Below are 15,664 nucleotides of genomic sequence, written 5' to 3' on the forward strand. Positions count from 1 at the left end.
GCTAGTCGGCCGCGTGCGCGGCGCCGCCGGCGCCCAGGGCCCGCTTGGTCAGCCAGACGCAGGGGATCAGTACCACCATGGCGAAGGACGCGATGCGGAAGATGTCGTCGGTGGCCAGCAGATAGGCCTGACTGGTCACCTGGTTGGTCACCGCGCCCACCGACTGCTGGAGGCTGAGGCCCAGGCCCTGCAGCCGGCCCAGCGCCGCGGTGAAGGTCGGGTCGGCCGAGCCGATCACCTCTGAGAGCCGGCTCTGGTGCATGTTGGCCGACTGCTCCCACCAGGTGCCGACAATGGAGGCCGCGAAGCTGCCGGCGGTGATCCGCAGGAAGTTGTAGAGGCCCGACGCCTGCGGCACCTGGGCGCCCTGCACGCCGTTCAGCGTCAGCGTCACCATGGAGACGAAGAAGGTGCTCATGGCGATGCCCTGCACCAGCATCGGCACGACCAGGACACCGAAGCTGACGTCGGTGGTGTACTGCGAGCGCAGGAAGAAAGAGGCCGCGAAGGCGGCGAGCGACAGGCTGGCGGTCCAGCGCGCGTCGATCCTGTTCATCAGCCGCGCCGCGAAGGGGGTCAGGAACACCGCCACGACGCCCGACGGCGCGGCGACCAGGCCGGCCCAGGTGGCGATGTAGCCCATCCGGGTCTGCAGCCAGAGCGGCTGCAGGAGATTGGCCCCGAAGAACAGGGCGTAGCCGACGCAGGACACCACCGTGGCGATCACGAAGTTGCTCGACCTCATCAGCGACAGGTCGACGATCGGGTTGGCTTCGTTCAGCTCCCAGATCAGCCAGGCGATGAAGCCGATGATGGCGATGATCAGCTCGACGACGATCGCCGCGGAGTTGAACCAGTCGGCGTCCTTGCCGGTGTCCAGCATGACCTGCAGGGCGCCCACCCAGGTGAGCAGCAGGAAGAAGCCGGTGCGGTCGATCGGCACCACGCGGGTCGGGGTCTCGCGGCTGCGCATGTTCCGCCAGCACAGCACCGCGCAGATGATCCCCACCGGCACATTGATCAGGAAGATCCACGGCCAGGAGATGTTGTCGGAGATATAGCCGCCCAGGATCGGTCCGCTGATCGGCGCCACCAGCGTGGTCATCGACCAGATGGCGAGCGCGGTGCCGCGCTTGGCCGGCGGGAAGATCATGATCAGGAGCGCCTGCGAGCCGGGGATCATCGGCCCGGAGACCGCGCCCTGCAGCACCCGGAAGATGATCAGCGACGGCAGGTTCCAGGACACCCCGCAAAGGAACGAGGCGATGGTGAACATCACCACCGAGCCGACGAAGGTCTTGACCACCCCGTAGCGCATCATCAGCCAGCCGGTCAGCGGCACCGAGACGCCGTTGGCCACGGCGAAGGAGGTGATCACCCAGGTGCCCTGGCTGGTGGCGACGCCGAGATTGCCCGAAATGGTCGGGATCGAGACGTTGGCGATGGTGCCGTCCAGCACCTGCATGAAAGTGCCGAGCGCCAGCGCGATCGAGGTGATCGCCAGCATCGCGCCGGTCATCGGGGCGGGCGCTGCGGACGTGGTGGCGCCAGTGCTGGCCATGGTCTTGAGCCTTCGATGCCGGAAGCTTAGTTCGCGCTAGAGATGTCGACCGAGGCCTTCATCGACAGGCCGACCCGCAGCGGGTGCTGCGCCAGCTCCCTGGGATCCAGGTCGATGCGCACCGGCAGGCGCTGCACCACCTTGATCCAGTTGCCGGACGCGTTCTGGGCCGGGATCAGCGAGAAGGCCGATCCGGTGCCGCCGGAGAGGCCGCGCACGCGGCCGTGGAACTTCACCTTCGAGCCATAGAGGTCGGACGTGAGCGTCACCGGCTGGCCGGGGCGCACCTTGTCGAGCTGCACTTCCTTGAAGTTGGCGTCCACATAGGCCTCGCTGGCCGGGACGATGGCCATCAGGGGCGCGCCGATGGCGACCTGCTGGCCGACTTCCACCTGCTTCTTGGAGATGATGCCGTCCATCGGCGCGCGCAGCACGGTGCGGGAGAGGTTCAGCTGGGCGGCGTCGAGGCGGGCGCGGGCGGCGGCGACCTCGGGGTTCTGCTCCAGGCTGACGCCGGCGATCAGCACGCGGTTGGCCTCGCGGCTGCCGGCCGCGGCGGCGCGGCTGGCCTGGGCCTGAGCCAGCGCCGCCTGCGCCTCGGTGTATTTGTTCTTGGCGTTGGTCAGTTCGTCGCCGGAGACCGCGCCGGAGGCGGAAAGCGCCTGGCGCCGGTCGAGGTCGGTCTTGGCCCGGTCGAGGTCGGAGCGGGCGCGGGCGATGTCGGCGTCGCGCGCGGCCACCTGGCCGGCGAGCGCGGTGTCGCTGGCGCCATAGCCCTGCACCTTGCGCTCCGCCTGGCCGAGCGCGGCCTGCGCCTGCTCGACCGCGATCCTGGCGTCGGCGTCGTCGAGGACCACCAGCGGCTGGCCGGCCTTCACCGCTTCGGTCTCGCGCACCAGCACCTTGGCGACGGGCCCGGCGATCAGCGGCGTCACCTGGCCCACATCCGCGCCGACGTAGGCGTTGTCGGTCGACACCGTCTTGCCGGTGAACAGGAAGGCGTAGACGCCGTAGAGCGCGGCGCCCACGACCACCGCCGCCGCCAGCCAGATCAGCAGCCGCCGGCGCCGCGCCTGGGCGGCGGACGGGCCGGGCTTGGCGCCCAGGCTTGCACCGGTCGCGGCGCCGGTCGGCGCAGCGGGCTTGTCGAGGGTGGCGGCGTCGGCCATCGGGGCGGTCCTTGAGGTCGGGCGATAGTTCATGGGGCTAACCGGGTCTTTGTCGAGTCAGGTCGGGTTTCAGGCCGCGGCGTGATAGCCGCCGCCAAGCGCGCGGATCAGCTGGACGTCGAGGGCCAGCGCGCGGGCGTCGAGGTCGGCGACGGTGCGCCGCCGGCGCAGCACCCCCTGCTCGGCCAGCAGCACGGTGGGATAGGTGGCGAGGCCTCCCTTGTAGCGCAGGGTGGCGATCCGATAGGCGTCCTCGCTGGCGGCCAGCGCCGCGCGGGAGTCGGCGACCTGCGACTGCAGCGCGCGGCTGGAGGCCACCACGTCGGCGACCTGGCGGAAGGCCTCGGTCACCGTGGCGTCGTAGCTGGCGACCGCGGCGTCGCGGTCGGCCTCGGCGCCGCGCAGGCCGGCCCGCAGGCGCCCGCCGTCGAAGATCGGCAGGCTGACCGCCGGCCCCACCGAGCCGATGTCGGAGCCCGAGGCGAACAGCTTGTCCAGGTGCAGCGCCTCGGTCCCGATGAAGGCGGCCAGGTTGATGTCGGGATAGAAGGCCGCGCGGGCCTCATGGATGCGGCTGGCGGCGGCCTCGGCGCGCCAGCGCGCGGCGGTGACGTCGGGGCGGCGGCCGACCAGGTCGGCGGCCAGTTGAGCGGGCACGCCCACGGCCTTCAGCGCCGCGGCGTTCGGGCGGGTGAGCGTCAGGCCCCGGTCGGGACCGGCGCCGGCCAGCGCCGCCAGGCGGTTGCGGGTCAGCGCGATCTGCTCGTCGATGGCCGTCAGGTCGGCCTTGGCCTGCAGCGGGTCGGCCTCGGCCTGGCGCTGCTCGGCCAGCGTGTCGAGGCCGTTGGTCACCCGATCGCTCACCAGCTTGCTGGTCTCGGTGAGCACGCCGATGGAGGATTCGGCGACGTCGCGCTCGGCGTAGAGCCGCGTCAGGTCGGCGTAGGCGGCGGCCACATTGGTCGACAGCATCAGCCGCGCCTCGGCGGCGTCGGCCTGGGCGGCCTTGGCGTCGGAGACGGCGGCGGCGACCGCCGCGCGGTTCTTGCCCCAGAAGTCGAGTTCCCAGTTGAAGTCGAGCGTCAGGCGGCCATAGGCGTTGTAGCCCTGCGGCACGAACTCCGGCGGGATGCCGAAGTTGTAGCTCTGCTTCTGGTCCTCCGCGCTCGCGTTGGCGGTGACGGTGGGGGTCTCGCGGCTCCGCGCGGTCGCGGCCAGCGCCTCGGCGCGGCGCACCCGGGCCTGCGCCTGGGCCAGGTCCGGCGCGCCGGCCAGGGCCTCGGTCATCAGCGCGTTCAGCTGCGGGTCCCCATAGGCGGTCCACCAGGCGTCGGCCGGCCAGTCGCGGCTGGGGCCGGCGAGGGCCTGCGTGGCGGCATAGCTCGCCGGCGCCTTGGCGATCCGGGCGGGCGCCGCCGCCGGCAAGGTGGCGCAGGCCCCAAGCACGAGGGGGAGCGCGGTGGCGGCGAGGAGGCCCAGGAGCGTCTTCGGGGCGGAGGTGCGGGAAACGGTCATTGGCGGACTCTTGTCATACCGTACAGTACGGTCATATATTGTGCGAGACGATATAGCGAGCGCCAGCGTGGCGCGTCAAGACTGACCATACTGTACGGTTGAGAAAAAACATGCAGACGGCCATAGCAAAACTGGATGCCCCCGGGCGCGAGACACCCCGTCCGGAACGTCCGCGTTTGGATAGAGACGCGCGACGGGAGCGCATCCTCGACGTGGCGACGGAGGTTTTTCTCGAGGAAGGCTTCGCCAGCGCCTCGATGTCGACCATCGCCGCACGGCTCGGCGGGTCGAAGGGCACGCTCTACAACTACTTCAAGAGCAAGGACGACCTGTTCGCCGCCTATGTTGAGCGGCGCTGCGTCTGGCAGCAGGACGAGGTCTTCGCGGTGAAGCCGGGCGAGACGCCCGACGAGGCGGTCCATCGCATCGCCCGCTCCTTCCTGGCCTTTGTGGTCGACGAGACGACGGTGCGCAACTTCCGCGTGGTGGTCGGCGAGGCCGAGCGTTCGCCGGAGATCGGCGCGATTTTCTATAACGCCGGGCCCGTGCGCGGAACGGCCCGCCTGGCGGCATTCCTGGCCGAGCTGGAGGCCGACGGCGCGCTCGATCTGGAGGGCGACGCGCTGGGCGCGGCGCAACATCTGCTGGGCCTCGTCCAGGCTCCGACCTTCAAGGGCCGCCTCTGCAACGCCATTGCCGACCTCAGCGAGGCCGACCTCGACCGCGAGGCCTCCCGCGGCGTCCGCGCGTTCCTGCGGGCTTACAGGCGCCGCTAGGCCCCTGGCGCAGGAGCCGACGTAGAGCCCGCGGTAGCGGTTGGCGGCCATCGGCGTCCCCGTTTCCGGAAGGCCGACTCCCCAAAAGACGCGCGGCTCAGGGCGCGGCGAAAGACTCCCCGTAGGGCGGCGCGCGGACGCCCTTGGCCCAGTCGGCCAGCAGCTTGAGATAGCCGTCGGCCATGTTGGGCGTGGCGTGATGCTGGCCCTCGGCGTCGGCGGTGTAGAGCCGGATGCCGTGGTCGGCGTGCGGGAAGACGCGGATGTCGATGTCGGCGCCGGCCTGCCGGAGCTTCTTGAGACGCGCGATCGAGGGCGCGCTCACCGCCACGGAATCGTCCTGCGCCATCACCCAGAGCTGCGGCGCCTTCAGCCGCTTCAAGACGGCCTCGGAGTCGTAGTCCCAGGGCACATGGGCGGCGAGCCAGTCGTCCAGCTCCTTGCGGTCGAGCGCCGGACCGGGGACCAGCTTGCCCGACAGTATCTCGCCGGAATACTGGCCCGAGATCTTCGAGAACCAGGGCTCCGCGCCGTAGCGCTCGCGGACCGCCTGCAGGCCGTCGAGATGGCCCGCGAAATCGGCGCGGGCGACGGCGGCGGTCGCGTCGGTCACCGCATGGACCTTGGGCAGGATGTCGGGCGAAAAACCCCGCGCCTTCAGCTCGTAGTCCACCTGCCAGACGTCCTGCTCGATGGGCGTTGCGACCATGCCGAAGGCGACCTCCACGAAGTCGGCGCGCGCCTTCGCCGCCGCGGCCGGCGCGATCCAGCCGCCCTGGCTGCCGCCCTCCAGGCCGATGCGGCCGATCCGGCCCTTGGCAAGCCGGCGCACCTCCTCCACCGCCGCCGCCGCGTCGTCGGCCAGCACGTCGAAGTCCTGGGTGTAGACGCCCTGCGACTGGCCGGTGCCGCGCTTGTCGTAGGCGAAGGCCGCGACCCCCTGGCCGGCGAACATCACCTGGTAGAAGCGCAGGATCGGCGAGGTCGCCTCCGAGCCATGGACCAGCACCACCGCCGGCGGCTTTCCGGCGGACCGGACCGGCTCCAGCAGCAGACCGTGCAGGCGGACGCCGCCGTGGCCGATGAAGTCGGTCGGCGTGGCGCGCAGCGGGATCCGGGTCCAGGCGCCGCCCCCGACACCGTCCTTGCCGCGGTCTTTGAGCACGCCGCCCTCGCAGACCACCGGCGCGTCCGCCGCGCCCAGCTTTCCCGCCCGCCCGTCGATCAGGTTGTAGCGCTGCGGGTCCCCGGCCGGGGCGCCCGGCGGCGCGGTGGCCAGCGCCGCGACCCGCCCGTCGGGCGCCCGCCAGGCCCCGTTGGCGCAAGCCTCCTGCGCCCGCGCGGCGCCGGCCAGGACAGCGACGCTCAGGGCCAACCCGACGACGGCAACGGCGGTCCAACGCATGAAAACCCTCCAAACGGCAGCGGCCCTCCCGCCGCCCAGGCCTAGCGATAGCAGCCCGCAGCGGCCCGTTAATTCGAGGTAAGTCGAAGTGTCAGGGCGCGCGCGGGGCATGGCGCCTCAAAGACGTTCGTCCCACGCCAAGGCCGACATTTCCGCCCGCCGCGACGCTTCGCCCCGGTGCAGAGCTAAGCTGGACATCGCGGACCCAAGGCCGCATCCTCCGCGTTCAAACAGACGTTCGTCGCGCAAGGTCCCGCCGCATGTTCATGCGTTTCTTCACCGAGCTTCGCCAGGCCAAGGTGCCGGTGACGCTGAAGGAATACCTGATGCTGATGGAGGGCCTGGATAAGCAGGTCATCGACCGTTCGGTGGACGATTTCTACTACCTCTCCCGCGCCGCCCTGGTGAAGGACGAGAAGAACATCGACAAGTTCGACCAGGTCTTTTCCCACGTCTTCAAGGGCCTGGAGCGGATGGGCGACGACGTGGCCGTCGACATCCCGGCCGAGTGGCTGAAGCGGCTCTCCGACCAGTTCCTGACCGAAGAAGAGAAGGCGCAGATCGAGGCCATGGGCGGCTTCGAGGCGCTGATGGAGGCGCTGGCCCAGCGCGCCAAGGAGCAGAAGGAAGCCCAGGACAAGGACGGCAAGGGCCCCGGCAACGGCGGCGCCAACTCGCCGTTCGGCGCCAACGGCTACCACCCCGAGGGCATCCGCGTCGGCCAGGACAAGGGCCGCCACGGCAAGGCGATCAAGGTCTGGGACAAGCGCGAATACAAGAACCTCGACGACTCCGTCGAGCTTGGCACCCGCAACATCAAGGTGGCGCTGCGCCGCCTGCGCAAATGGGTCCGCGAGGGCCATCCCGACGAACTCGACATGGGCGGCACCATCAAGGGCACCGCCGAGAAGGGCTACCTCGACATCCAGATGCGCGCCGAGCGCCGCAACAAGATCAGCGTGCTGATCTTCTTCGACATCGGCGGCTCGATGGATTCGCACATCAAGGTCTGCGAGGAGCTGTTCAGCGCGGCCCGCTCCGAGTTCAAGAACATGGAGTTCTACTACTTCCACAACTGCCTCTACGAGAGCGTGTGGAAGGACAACCGCCGCCGTCACGCCGAGAAGCTGAACACCTGGGACATCCTCCACAAGTTCCCGCACGACTACAAAGTCATCTTCGTGGGCGACGCGACCATGAGCCCCTACGAGATCACCTATCCGGGCGGCTCGGTGGAGCACTGGAACGAGGAGGCGGGCGCGGTCTGGATGGACCGGGTCTCGAACATCTTCGACCACATGATCTGGCTGAACCCGACCGCCGAGCGGCACTGGGACTACACGCCGTCGGTCGGCCTCATCAAACAGCTGGTCGGCGACCGGATGTTCCCGCTGACCCTGTCGGGCCTGGAGAAGGCCATGAAGGAGCTCGCCCGCTAGGCCGGCCATGACCGACGTCACCCACGAAGCGCCCGAGACAGAAGAGGCGCACGCCGCCACCAAGGCCGCGGTGTTCAACGCCGCCGAGCGGCTGTTCGCCCTGCACGGCTTCCAGAACGTCTCGGTGCGCGACATCACCGCCGAGGCCGGGGTCAACCTGGCGAGCGTGAACTATCACTTCGGCTCCAAGGACGCCCTGCTGTTCGAGATCTTCCGCCGCCGCACCGGCGAGCTGAACCGCGAGCGCGCCCGCATGCTGCACGAGGCCAACGACCGGCACGGCGGCAAGCCCCCGGTGCGCGAGATCCTGGCCGCCCTGTTCGCCCCGCCGCTGCGCTGGGCCGACCCGGCCCACGACCGGCGGATCAGCGTGCAGTTCATCATCCGCGCGCGGTCGGAGGGCACGGCCGAGATGCGCGACGCCCTGCAAAACGACGTCAGCCACCTGGCCCGCTTCGCCGAGGCGCTGAAGACCGCCCGGCCGGAGCTCTCGCCCGAGACCGTCTACTGGCGGCTGCACTTCGTGCTCGGCATGGTCCACAACAACCGCTTCGTGGAGTTCGACCGCCTGCACCACCTCTCCGGCGGCCTGACCCGCGAGGGCGACGTCGCCGGCCTGCTCGACCGCATGCTGGACTTCGCCGAGGCGGGGTTCTTGGCGGCGTAGCGCCCTCTCGCCGCGCGAGCCGCAATCAAGAATTTGAACCACGGAAAACACGGAAAGAGCACGGAAAGAAGAAGAAGAAGAACCACGGACCCACACAAACGCACACGGACGCGTCCTGCCGCTCGAAGGGCCGAAGGCCATCTTCCGATAGGCTCTGACTATGATGAGAAGGCGAGCTGCGCTCGCAACCGCTGAAGCGCGTCCGTGTGCGTCTGTGTCCGTCCGTGGTTGAGCCTTCTTCTTTCCGTGCTCTTTCCGTGTTTTCCGTGGTTCCTCTTTCTTCCGCTTTGCCGACGCCTAGCGCTTCACCGACACGGGCAGCTTGACGCCGGCAGCCGCCGCGGCGGCCCGGCAATCCTCATGCTCGCGCGCCTCCCAGGCCTGGGATTCGCCGGTGTTCCGCGCGTCGGCGTAGGCCGCGGCCACCAGCTTGGCCTTCACGCAGCGGTCGAGCGGGGCGCGCGCCTTTTCATAGTCGCTGGTGGCGTCCCTGATCTTCAGGGTCTCGACGAGCTGGCCCTGCGCGTCGGCCACCTGCCCGCAGCCCGCACAGATCAGTCCCACAGCGAGTAACGCCAGCCCCCGCATCGCGCTTCGATTCCCCGGCCCTCAGGCGGGCCATGGTGAACGCGGTTGTGTGGCTCAATCGTGGCGCGGTTGGGTCCGCGCGGTGACGGTCAAGCTTGGTCAGGCGGCCTTCGTCAGCACGATGGTCCCTTCCATCATCAGCTCCAGCTTGGCGTCGCGGGTCAGCGCGTCGTCGAAGGTGGCCAGGATGTCGTCGGCCCAGGCCGGCAGGGTCAGGTCGTCGCGGCCGGAGCCCAGGCGCAGCTGCACCGCGGCCATCTCGCGATAGATCGTCGGCTTGCCGCCGTGCGGCTTGAACCGCGCCTCGCCGAAGCCGGCGGCGCGGGCCGCCTCTTCGATCCGCGTGCGGGAGAACAGCCACTTGTCGTCCAGGGCGGCGAAGCCGGCGGCGTCGGGATCGGGATCGCTGCGCGCCGCCACGTCGACGATGGTCGCCCGCAGCACCGCGTCCGCCGCCGGGTCCAGCGGCTGGCCGCGTAGGTCCGCCTCGGCCAGGATCCACTGGAACGCCAGCCGCATGATCGCCCAGCCGTGGAAGGGCTCGAAGAAGATCGCGTGGCCCCCGGGCTTCAGCGCCCGGGCGGCCGCCGCCAGGCCCTGTTCGGGGACGGTGAGGTGGTGCAGGATCGAGGCGCCGGTGACGAGGTCGAAGGCGCCCGGCGTCACCGCCTCGCCCATGGCGTCCATCCGCACGCAGGTCACCGATCCCGAAGCCCCGCTGTCCAGCGCGTAGCCGGCGAGCATGGCCAGGAGCTCGCCCGAGAGGTCGGTCGCCACCATCCGCGCGCCCGGGAACAGCCGCAGGCAGGGCACGATGGAGTTGACGCCCGAGCCGCTCCCCAGGTCGAGGATCAGCGGCGCCGGGGCGACCGCGATCCCGCTCGCCTCGATGCCCTGACGGAACAGGCGCTCGAAGTGGTCGCTGGCGGCGTAGCGGCGGTGGTACTCCTCGGCGTTGGCGGTGAACTGGTCGGTGATGGTCCCCGCCGCGCCCGGGTCGTCGATCGCCCAGACCAGCACCCGGCCGTCGTCGCGGGCCAGCAGAGGCTTAAGGCCGCCCGCGAACAGCGGCCGCGCCCAGGCCGGCGCCGCGCCGGGCGCGTGCGCCGCGGCCGCCCTGCCGCCCCGCAGAAGATCCCGAAACGCCATCCACTCCCCTCGCGCTCGCTCAGCGCCGGTTTCGAGCGTTAGGCGATTGGCGTGGGCGGGGCAATCGCCCCGGCCGGCTGTCCATTGCTGACATCAGGCTGACAGCAGGCCCCGCCGAGGATGGCCCCGTCACCCGCCACGGAAGGCCTCGCCATGATCGTCCTCTATTGCTTCGGTCCCCTGTGGGGCCTGCCCGACCCCAGCCCCTTCGTGGTCAAGACGGCGGTGCAGCTGAAGATGTCGGGGCTGGCCTTCCGCACCGACAAGTCGCGCCCGCCCGAGGCGCCCAAGGGCAAGCTGCCGTTCATCGAGGACAACGGCGTGCGGATCGGCGACTCGGTGTTCATCCGCGAGCATCTGGAACGCAAGTACGGCGTCGATCTCGACGCCGGTCTCGACGCGCGCCAGCGGGCGCAGGCCTGGGCCGTCGAGAAGGTCGTCGAGGACCATCTGTACTGGGCCACGGTCTACGCGCGCTGGGCCGTGAAGGAGAACTTCGACAAGGGCCCGGCGATCTTCTTCGGCGACGCGCCACCCGAGGTGCTCGAGGCCGCGCGCGGCCGCGTGCTCGAGGTGCTTCATGGTCAGGGCTTCGGCCGCCATTCGCTGGGCGAGGTCGCCCACCTGGCCGGACGCTCCTTCGCCTCGCTGGCGGAGCTGCTGGGCGACGGACCCTATCTCGCCGGCGAGACGATGGGCGGCGCCGACGCGACCCTGTTCGCGGGCCTGAGCGCGGTGCTCACCCCGCACTTCGACACCCCGGTGCGCGACGCGCTCCTGAAGCATCCCAACCTCGTCGCCTTCAGCCAGCGGATGATGCAGCGCTTCTACCCGGTCCCGGCCAAGGCGGAGCCCGCGACGGCCTGAGCTGCCTTGACGGCGCGTCTTCACGCAGACGTGCGCCGCGCCCCGGTCGCTTCCACGGCGGCGGTGAGGCATTTTAGCGCGCAGGTCAAAGATCACCGCGGGAGGTGCGACGATGACGCAGGGCTTCCAGCAGCAAGACCGCTTCGTGAACTTCAGTTTCCCCAAGTCCGCCCCTTCGCCGCAGCATGGGCGAAGTTCCGACGGCAAAGCCGCGGCGCCCTCGCGCCCCGCGCGGATCGTCGAGCCCCGGCCCGGGCACTAGGCGCCGGTCGCGCGTCAAGCCGCCCACTAGCGCATCCGTCTTCAATCGGGTTTCGTAGTCCTGGCAAGTCCGGCGCAACCGCGCCGCCCAAGGGGTCCTCGATGCCTGAGTTTTCCGTGCTGTCCCGCCGCGCCATGCTGGCCGGCGGCCTGATCCTGCCTTTGGCCCCCCGGCTGGCGCTCGCCGCGCCCAGGAACCTGACCTTCGCGGTGTTCCGCAACGGCGCCAAGATCGGCGAGCATCACGTGGCCTTCGCCGGCGACGAGGCCAACCTCACCGCCACCACCGACGCGGTGATGACGGTCAAGATCGGGCCGGTGCCGGTGTTCAAGTATCACCACCACGCGCTGGAAAAGCACGCCGGCGGCGTCTTCGCCTCGCTGGAGACCTCGACCACCACCAACGGCAAGGACGAGAAGGTGATGGCCGAGCGGGCCGGCGGCGCGATCCACGTCGACTGCAACTACGGCAAGGCCACCTTCAGCGCCGACACCAATCCGATGAACCACTGGAACGAGCAGATCTTCTCCGGCGCGCCCCTGTTCAACCCGCAGACCGGCAAGATCCTCAAGGTCAAGGTGGCCAAGGTTTCGCCCGACCACGTGACCATCCGCGGCGAGACCGAGATCGACGACTTCTACGACGCCGCCGGAACCTGGACCTCGCTCACCGGCAAGCTCGACGACGGCTCGAAGGTCGAATACCGGCGGGTCTAGGCAGCCCTGCCCGCCGGCCCCTTTCGCAGGCCCAGGGGACTCTGTTAGACCGGCGTGGCTTTGGACGCAGAGATCGAACCCACCGACGAGGTTGCAGGCGAGCCGGACCTCGCTGCGCGCGAGGCGGCCTATGAGAAGTTCGTCTGGGACAATCTGAGGCGCAACTACCTCGGCAACTACCTGCACGGCATGCTGGGCATGACCGGCTTTCGGCTGGTGAACGCGCCCACCTTCCTGCCGGCCTACATCCACATGATCTCGGGCTCCAATGTCATCGTGGGTCTGGCGCTGGCGCTACAGCAGCTCGGCGGCGTCATCGCCCCGATCTTCGCGGGCTCGCAGGTGGAGCACCGCAAGAAGGTGATGCCGGCGGCCATGTGGATGGGGGGACTGGGCCGGGTCGCGATCCTCTGCATGGCGCTCTCCGGCTGGTTCCTGAAAGGCCAGCCGCTGCTGATCGCCATGCTGTTCTTCATCGGCATGTTCGGCCTGTTCATGGGCGCCCAGCGGGTGGTGTTCGGCCTCTTGATCGCCAAGGTGATCCCGACCAGCCGGCGCGGTCGCCTGCAAGCCTGGCGCAACGCCACGGGGGGCTTCATCGCCGCGATCCTGGCCTGGGTGGCGGGCAAATACTTCATCGGGCCGAACCTGTTCGGGAACGGCTATTCGACCACCTTCGTCTTCGCCTTCATCCTGACCAGCCTGGGGCTTTCAGCCCTGCAGATGCTGCTGCGCGAGCCGGAGCCGCCGACCACGCGCCAGCAGGCGCGGTTCCGCGACCGGCTGCGCGACGCGCCGGCCCTGATCGGCCAGGACCGCAGCTACGCCTGTTTCCTGCTGGTCCAGATGCTGGCCACCTCGGCGCGGATCGCGACGCCGTTCTACATCCTCTACGTGGGCCACCAGATGCACCTAACGGGCGGCCTGCTAGGCAACCTGTCGCTGGCGTTCCTGGGGGCCGACACGCTCTCAAACCTGGTCTGGGGCAACCTGGGCGACCGGACCGGCTTCCGCCTGGTGCTGCTGTTCTCGATCGCGCTGTGGATCGCGGCCACCGTGCTGCTGCTGGAGATCCATGTGGGCCCGGCGATCTTCGTGTCGTTCTTCGGCCTGGGCGCGGCGCAGGCCGGCTACATGATGGCCGCCCAGACCATGATCCTGGAGTTCGGCCACCGCGACGACCTGCCGATGCGCATCGCCGTCTCGGCCACCGCCGAGAGCATCACCGCCACGGCCGGCCCCCTGATCGGCGGCTGGATGGCCGACCTCTTCGGCTACGGCGCGGTCTTCGGCGCCTCCATCGGCATGCTGGCGGCGGGCCTGATCCTGCTCATCGCCGCGGTGAAGGAGCCCCGCACCGCGCGGCTGGCGGCGCTCTAGGCGCGTGATCCAGGTTCCCACCGCGGCCTGGACGCACACCGCCTTCGACCTGGCGGCCTGGGCGAGCGGCGGGGCGTTGTCGTTCGTCCTCTATCGCTGGCGGCTGAAGGACGTGGCTCGGGAGGTGGCGCGCCGCGTGGACGGCGGCTATTTCGCCGCTCTGGCGCTCGGCGCGATCCCCGGCGCCTGGCTGGCCGGATCGCTCAACACCCTGCGCGACAGCCATCCGGCGCTGAGCCACAGCGTGGTCGGCGCCCTGGTCGGCGCGATCGTCGGCGTGGAGGCCTACAAACGCCTGCGCGGGATCGCCGGCTCGACCGGCGGCGTGTTCGTGGGCTCGTTCTCGCTGGGCGTGGTCGTCGGCCGGTTCGGCTGCCTGTTCGCGGGCCTGCCGGACGGGACCTACGGGACGCGCACACGCCTGCCCTGGGCCGTCGACCTGGGCGACGGGGTCGGCCGACACCCGGTGGAGCTTTACGAGAGCGGGGCCATGGCGCTGTTCCTCGCCGCCTATCTCTGGGGCCTGAAGGTCCGCGCGCCCTGGGCGATGCGGCGCGGCTTCTACGCCATGTGCCTCTGGTACGGGGTCCAGCGCTTCGCCTGGGAGTTCCTCAAGCCCTATCCGCCGCTGATCGGGCCGTTTAACCTCTTCCACGTTCTGTGCGGGGGACTGGTCGCCTATGGATGGCTCTACTGGCTCGGCGACCTTAGGCGAGAGCGGGCAGCGCAAGGTCGCGCCCTATCTGTTCCAAGGTCAGACCACGAGCCTCTGCGAAACCTGCCTTAGCCTGGTTCCAGCCAAGATCATCTCCGAGGGCGGCGACGTCTTCTATCTGAAGCGCTGCCGCGAACACGGGGTGCAGAAGACCCTGATCAGCGACGACCTCGGCTACTGGAAGGCCCAGAAGGACTGGCTGAAGCCCGGCGACCGGCCGCTCGGCGTCCAGACCCGCACCGAGCACGGCTGCCCTTGGGATTGCGGCCTCTGCCCCGACCACGAGCAGCACTCATGCCTGGCGATCATCGAGGTCAACGAGGCCTGCAACCTCTCCTGCCCGGTCTGTTTCGCCGACTCCTCGGTGAAGCGCGCGGCGCATCGGCCGCTCGCCGAGATCGAGGCCATGCTGGACGTGCTGGTCGCCTCCGAAGGCGAGCCGGACCTGGTGCAGATCAGCGGCGGCGAGCCCACCATCCATCCGCAATTCTTCGAGATTCTCGACGCCGCCAAGGCCCGACCGGTGCGCCATCTGATGATCAACACCAACGGCCTCAGAATCGCTCGCGAGCCCGGCTTCGCCGAGCGGCTGGCCGCCTATATGCCGCGGTTCGAGGTCTACCTGCAGTTCGACAGCCTGAAGCGCGAGGCGCTGATGGACCTGCGGGGCGCGGACCTCACCTCGGTGCGCCAGCAGGCGCTGGAAGCGCTGGAGCGCAACAACATCTCCACCACCCTGGTGGTGACTCTGAAGAAGGGCGTCAACGACGGCGAGATCGCCGACATCGTGCGCCACGCCCTGGAATGGCGCTGCGTGCGCGGGGTGACCTTCCAGCCGATCCAGGACGCCGGGCGCAACGACGGCTTCGACCCCAAGGCGCACCGGATCGTGCTCACCGAGGTGCGGCGCGCGATCGCGCAGGCGGGCGTCTTCGCGCTGGAGGACCTGATCCCGCTCCCCTGCAACCCCGACCAGATCTGCATCGGCTATGGCCTGCGGAACGGGCGCGAGGTGCAGCCGATCACCGCCATGCTGCCGCGCGAGCTGTTCGTGGCCGCCGCGCCCAACACCGTGACCTTCGAGGCCTATCCGGATCTGCAGAAGGCGGTGTTCAACCTGCTCTCGCTCTCGACCGCCCAGGCCGACACCACCGACAAGCTGGCCGGCCTGCTCTGCTGCCTGCCCGAGGCGGTGGTGCCGCAGGAGGTCGCCTACGAGAACACCTTCCGCGTGGTGGTCAGCCAGTTCCTCGACCGTTTCAACTTCGACCTGGGCACGGTGAAGCGCTCCTGCGTGCATTTCGTCCAGCCGGACGGGCGGATCATCCCCTTCGACACCTTCAACACCTTCTACCGGCCGGGTGCGGCGGGGGCGCAGGCGTTGCGGAAGGGCCAGGGACTATGAACAGAACCGGATCAGCCCTCGGACTGTTCGTCGGCGGCGCCCTGCAGGCT

At 69.7% G+C, this 15,664-nt stretch carries 14 protein-coding genes; 8 read left to right on the forward strand and 6 right to left on the reverse strand.

Annotated elements, in window-relative coordinates:
• Position 1 precedes the first annotated feature (1 nt).
• From VKQ35_RS01745 to VKQ35_RS01755, 3 genes are all read right to left on the reverse strand, one after another.
• On the reverse strand, positions 2 to 1,561 hold the full coding sequence (locus tag VKQ35_RS01745) for a DHA2 family efflux MFS transporter permease subunit (RefSeq protein ID WP_324358324.1): 1,560 nt from the start codon (positions 1,559 to 1,561) through the stop codon (positions 2 to 4).
• 26 nt (positions 1,562 to 1,587) lie between these two features.
• Complete coding sequence (locus VKQ35_RS01750; protein ID WP_324358325.1) at positions 1,588 to 2,730, reverse strand: HlyD family efflux transporter periplasmic adaptor subunit; 1,143 nt, start codon at positions 2,728 to 2,730, stop codon at positions 1,588 to 1,590.
• A gap of 69 nt (positions 2,731 to 2,799) precedes the next feature.
• The gene (locus VKQ35_RS01755; RefSeq protein WP_324358326.1) at positions 2,800 to 4,245 is read right to left on the reverse strand and encodes an efflux transporter outer membrane subunit; all 1,446 of its coding nucleotides are present in this window, start codon (positions 4,243 to 4,245) and stop codon (positions 2,800 to 2,802) included.
• 212 nt (positions 4,246 to 4,457) lie between these two features.
• Here VKQ35_RS01755 and VKQ35_RS01760 point away from each other — a divergent pair, with 212 nt between their 5' ends.
• On the forward strand, positions 4,458 to 5,021 hold the full coding sequence (locus VKQ35_RS01760; protein ID WP_324358327.1) for a TetR/AcrR family transcriptional regulator: 564 nt from the start codon (positions 4,458 to 4,460) through the stop codon (positions 5,019 to 5,021).
• Positions 5,022 to 5,118: 97 nt separating this feature from the next.
• Here the strand turns inward: VKQ35_RS01760 and VKQ35_RS01765 are convergent, their stop codons facing one another.
• A complete protein-coding gene (locus tag VKQ35_RS01765) occupies positions 5,119 to 6,426 on the reverse strand; it encodes a serine aminopeptidase domain-containing protein (RefSeq protein WP_324358328.1) in 1,308 nt (435 codons plus the stop codon).
• 260 nt (positions 6,427 to 6,686) lie between these two features.
• Between VKQ35_RS01765 and VKQ35_RS01770 the strand changes: the two genes are divergently transcribed.
• Positions 6,687 to 7,865 carry a VWA domain-containing protein gene (locus tag VKQ35_RS01770; protein WP_324358329.1) on the forward strand — a complete coding sequence of 393 codons (1,179 nt, stop codon included), beginning with the start codon at positions 6,687 to 6,689 and terminating at the stop codon, positions 7,863 to 7,865.
• Between the two features lie 7 nt (positions 7,866 to 7,872).
• On the forward strand, positions 7,873 to 8,532 hold the full coding sequence (locus tag VKQ35_RS01775; protein WP_324358330.1) for a TetR/AcrR family transcriptional regulator: 660 nt from the start codon (positions 7,873 to 7,875) through the stop codon (positions 8,530 to 8,532).
• Between the two features lie 297 nt (positions 8,533 to 8,829).
• Here the strand turns inward: VKQ35_RS01775 and VKQ35_RS01780 are convergent, their stop codons facing one another.
• The gene (locus tag VKQ35_RS01780) at positions 8,830 to 9,096 is read right to left on the reverse strand and encodes a hypothetical protein (RefSeq protein ID WP_324358331.1); all 267 of its coding nucleotides are present in this window, start codon (positions 9,094 to 9,096) and stop codon (positions 8,830 to 8,832) included.
• 123 nt (positions 9,097 to 9,219) lie between these two features.
• Positions 9,220 to 10,269, reverse strand: coding sequence for a class I SAM-dependent methyltransferase (locus VKQ35_RS01785; protein ID WP_324358332.1), 1,050 nt, complete (start codon positions 10,267 to 10,269; stop codon positions 9,220 to 9,222).
• 153 nt (positions 10,270 to 10,422) lie between these two features.
• Between VKQ35_RS01785 and VKQ35_RS01790 the strand changes: the two genes are divergently transcribed.
• The 5 genes from VKQ35_RS01790 to VKQ35_RS01810 all read left to right on the forward strand — a co-directional run bounded on the left by VKQ35_RS01790 (position 10,423) and on the right by VKQ35_RS01810 (position 15,614).
• Complete coding sequence (locus VKQ35_RS01790; protein ID WP_324358333.1) at positions 10,423 to 11,136, forward strand: glutathione S-transferase family protein; 714 nt, start codon at positions 10,423 to 10,425, stop codon at positions 11,134 to 11,136.
• A gap of 363 nt (positions 11,137 to 11,499) precedes the next feature.
• Complete coding sequence (locus tag VKQ35_RS01795; protein WP_324358334.1) at positions 11,500 to 12,114, forward strand: DUF6134 family protein; 615 nt, start codon at positions 11,500 to 11,502, stop codon at positions 12,112 to 12,114.
• 54 nt (positions 12,115 to 12,168) lie between these two features.
• On the forward strand, positions 12,169 to 13,494 hold the full coding sequence (locus VKQ35_RS01800; RefSeq protein WP_324358335.1) for an MFS transporter: 1,326 nt from the start codon (positions 12,169 to 12,171) through the stop codon (positions 13,492 to 13,494).
• A 4-nt stretch (positions 13,495 to 13,498) separates the two neighbouring features.
• On the forward strand, positions 13,499 to 14,281 hold the full coding sequence (locus VKQ35_RS01805; protein WP_324358336.1) for a prolipoprotein diacylglyceryl transferase family protein: 783 nt from the start codon (positions 13,499 to 13,501) through the stop codon (positions 14,279 to 14,281).
• The gene (locus VKQ35_RS01810; protein WP_324358337.1) at positions 14,175 to 15,614 is read left to right on the forward strand and encodes a radical SAM protein; all 1,440 of its coding nucleotides are present in this window, start codon (positions 14,175 to 14,177) and stop codon (positions 15,612 to 15,614) included. The genes VKQ35_RS01805 and VKQ35_RS01810 overlap by 107 nt, the downstream gene beginning before the upstream one ends.
• Positions 15,615 to 15,664: the final 50 nt, after the last annotated feature.

The organism is Phenylobacterium sp., from assembly GCF_035309685.1.
Taxonomy (GTDB): domain Bacteria; phylum Pseudomonadota; class Alphaproteobacteria; order Caulobacterales; family Caulobacteraceae; genus Phenylobacterium.

What these genes read in the sequence shown, in the direction of transcription:
- VKQ35_RS01775 (WP_324358330.1), top strand. Translation starts at nt 7,873, where the DNA reads ATGACCGACGTCACCCACGAAGCGCCCGAGACAGAAGAGGCGCACGCC.
- VKQ35_RS01790 (WP_324358333.1), top strand. Translation starts at nt 10,423, where the DNA reads ATGATCGTCCTCTATTGCTTCGGTCCCCTGTGGGGCCTGCCCGACCCC.
- VKQ35_RS01770 (WP_324358329.1), top strand. Translation starts at nt 6,687, where the DNA reads ATGTTCATGCGTTTCTTCACCGAGCTTCGCCAGGCCAAGGTGCCGGTG.
- VKQ35_RS01765 (WP_324358328.1), bottom strand. Translation starts at nt 6,426, where the DNA reads ATGCGTTGGACCGCCGTTGCCGTCGTCGGGTTGGCCCTGAGCGTCGCT.
- VKQ35_RS01810 (WP_324358337.1), top strand. Translation starts at nt 14,175, where the DNA reads ATGGATGGCTCTACTGGCTCGGCGACCTTAGGCGAGAGCGGGCAGCGC.
- VKQ35_RS01755 (WP_324358326.1), bottom strand. Translation starts at nt 4,245, where the DNA reads ATGACCGTTTCCCGCACCTCCGCCCCGAAGACGCTCCTGGGCCTCCTC.
- VKQ35_RS01785 (WP_324358332.1), bottom strand. Translation starts at nt 10,269, where the DNA reads ATGGCGTTTCGGGATCTTCTGCGGGGCGGCAGGGCGGCCGCGGCGCAC.
- VKQ35_RS01750 (WP_324358325.1), bottom strand. Translation starts at nt 2,730, where the DNA reads ATGGCCGACGCCGCCACCCTCGACAAGCCCGCTGCGCCGACCGGCGCC.
- VKQ35_RS01745 (WP_324358324.1), bottom strand. Translation starts at nt 1,561, where the DNA reads ATGGCCAGCACTGGCGCCACCACGTCCGCAGCGCCCGCCCCGATGACC.
- VKQ35_RS01795 (WP_324358334.1), top strand. Translation starts at nt 11,500, where the DNA reads ATGCCTGAGTTTTCCGTGCTGTCCCGCCGCGCCATGCTGGCCGGCGGC.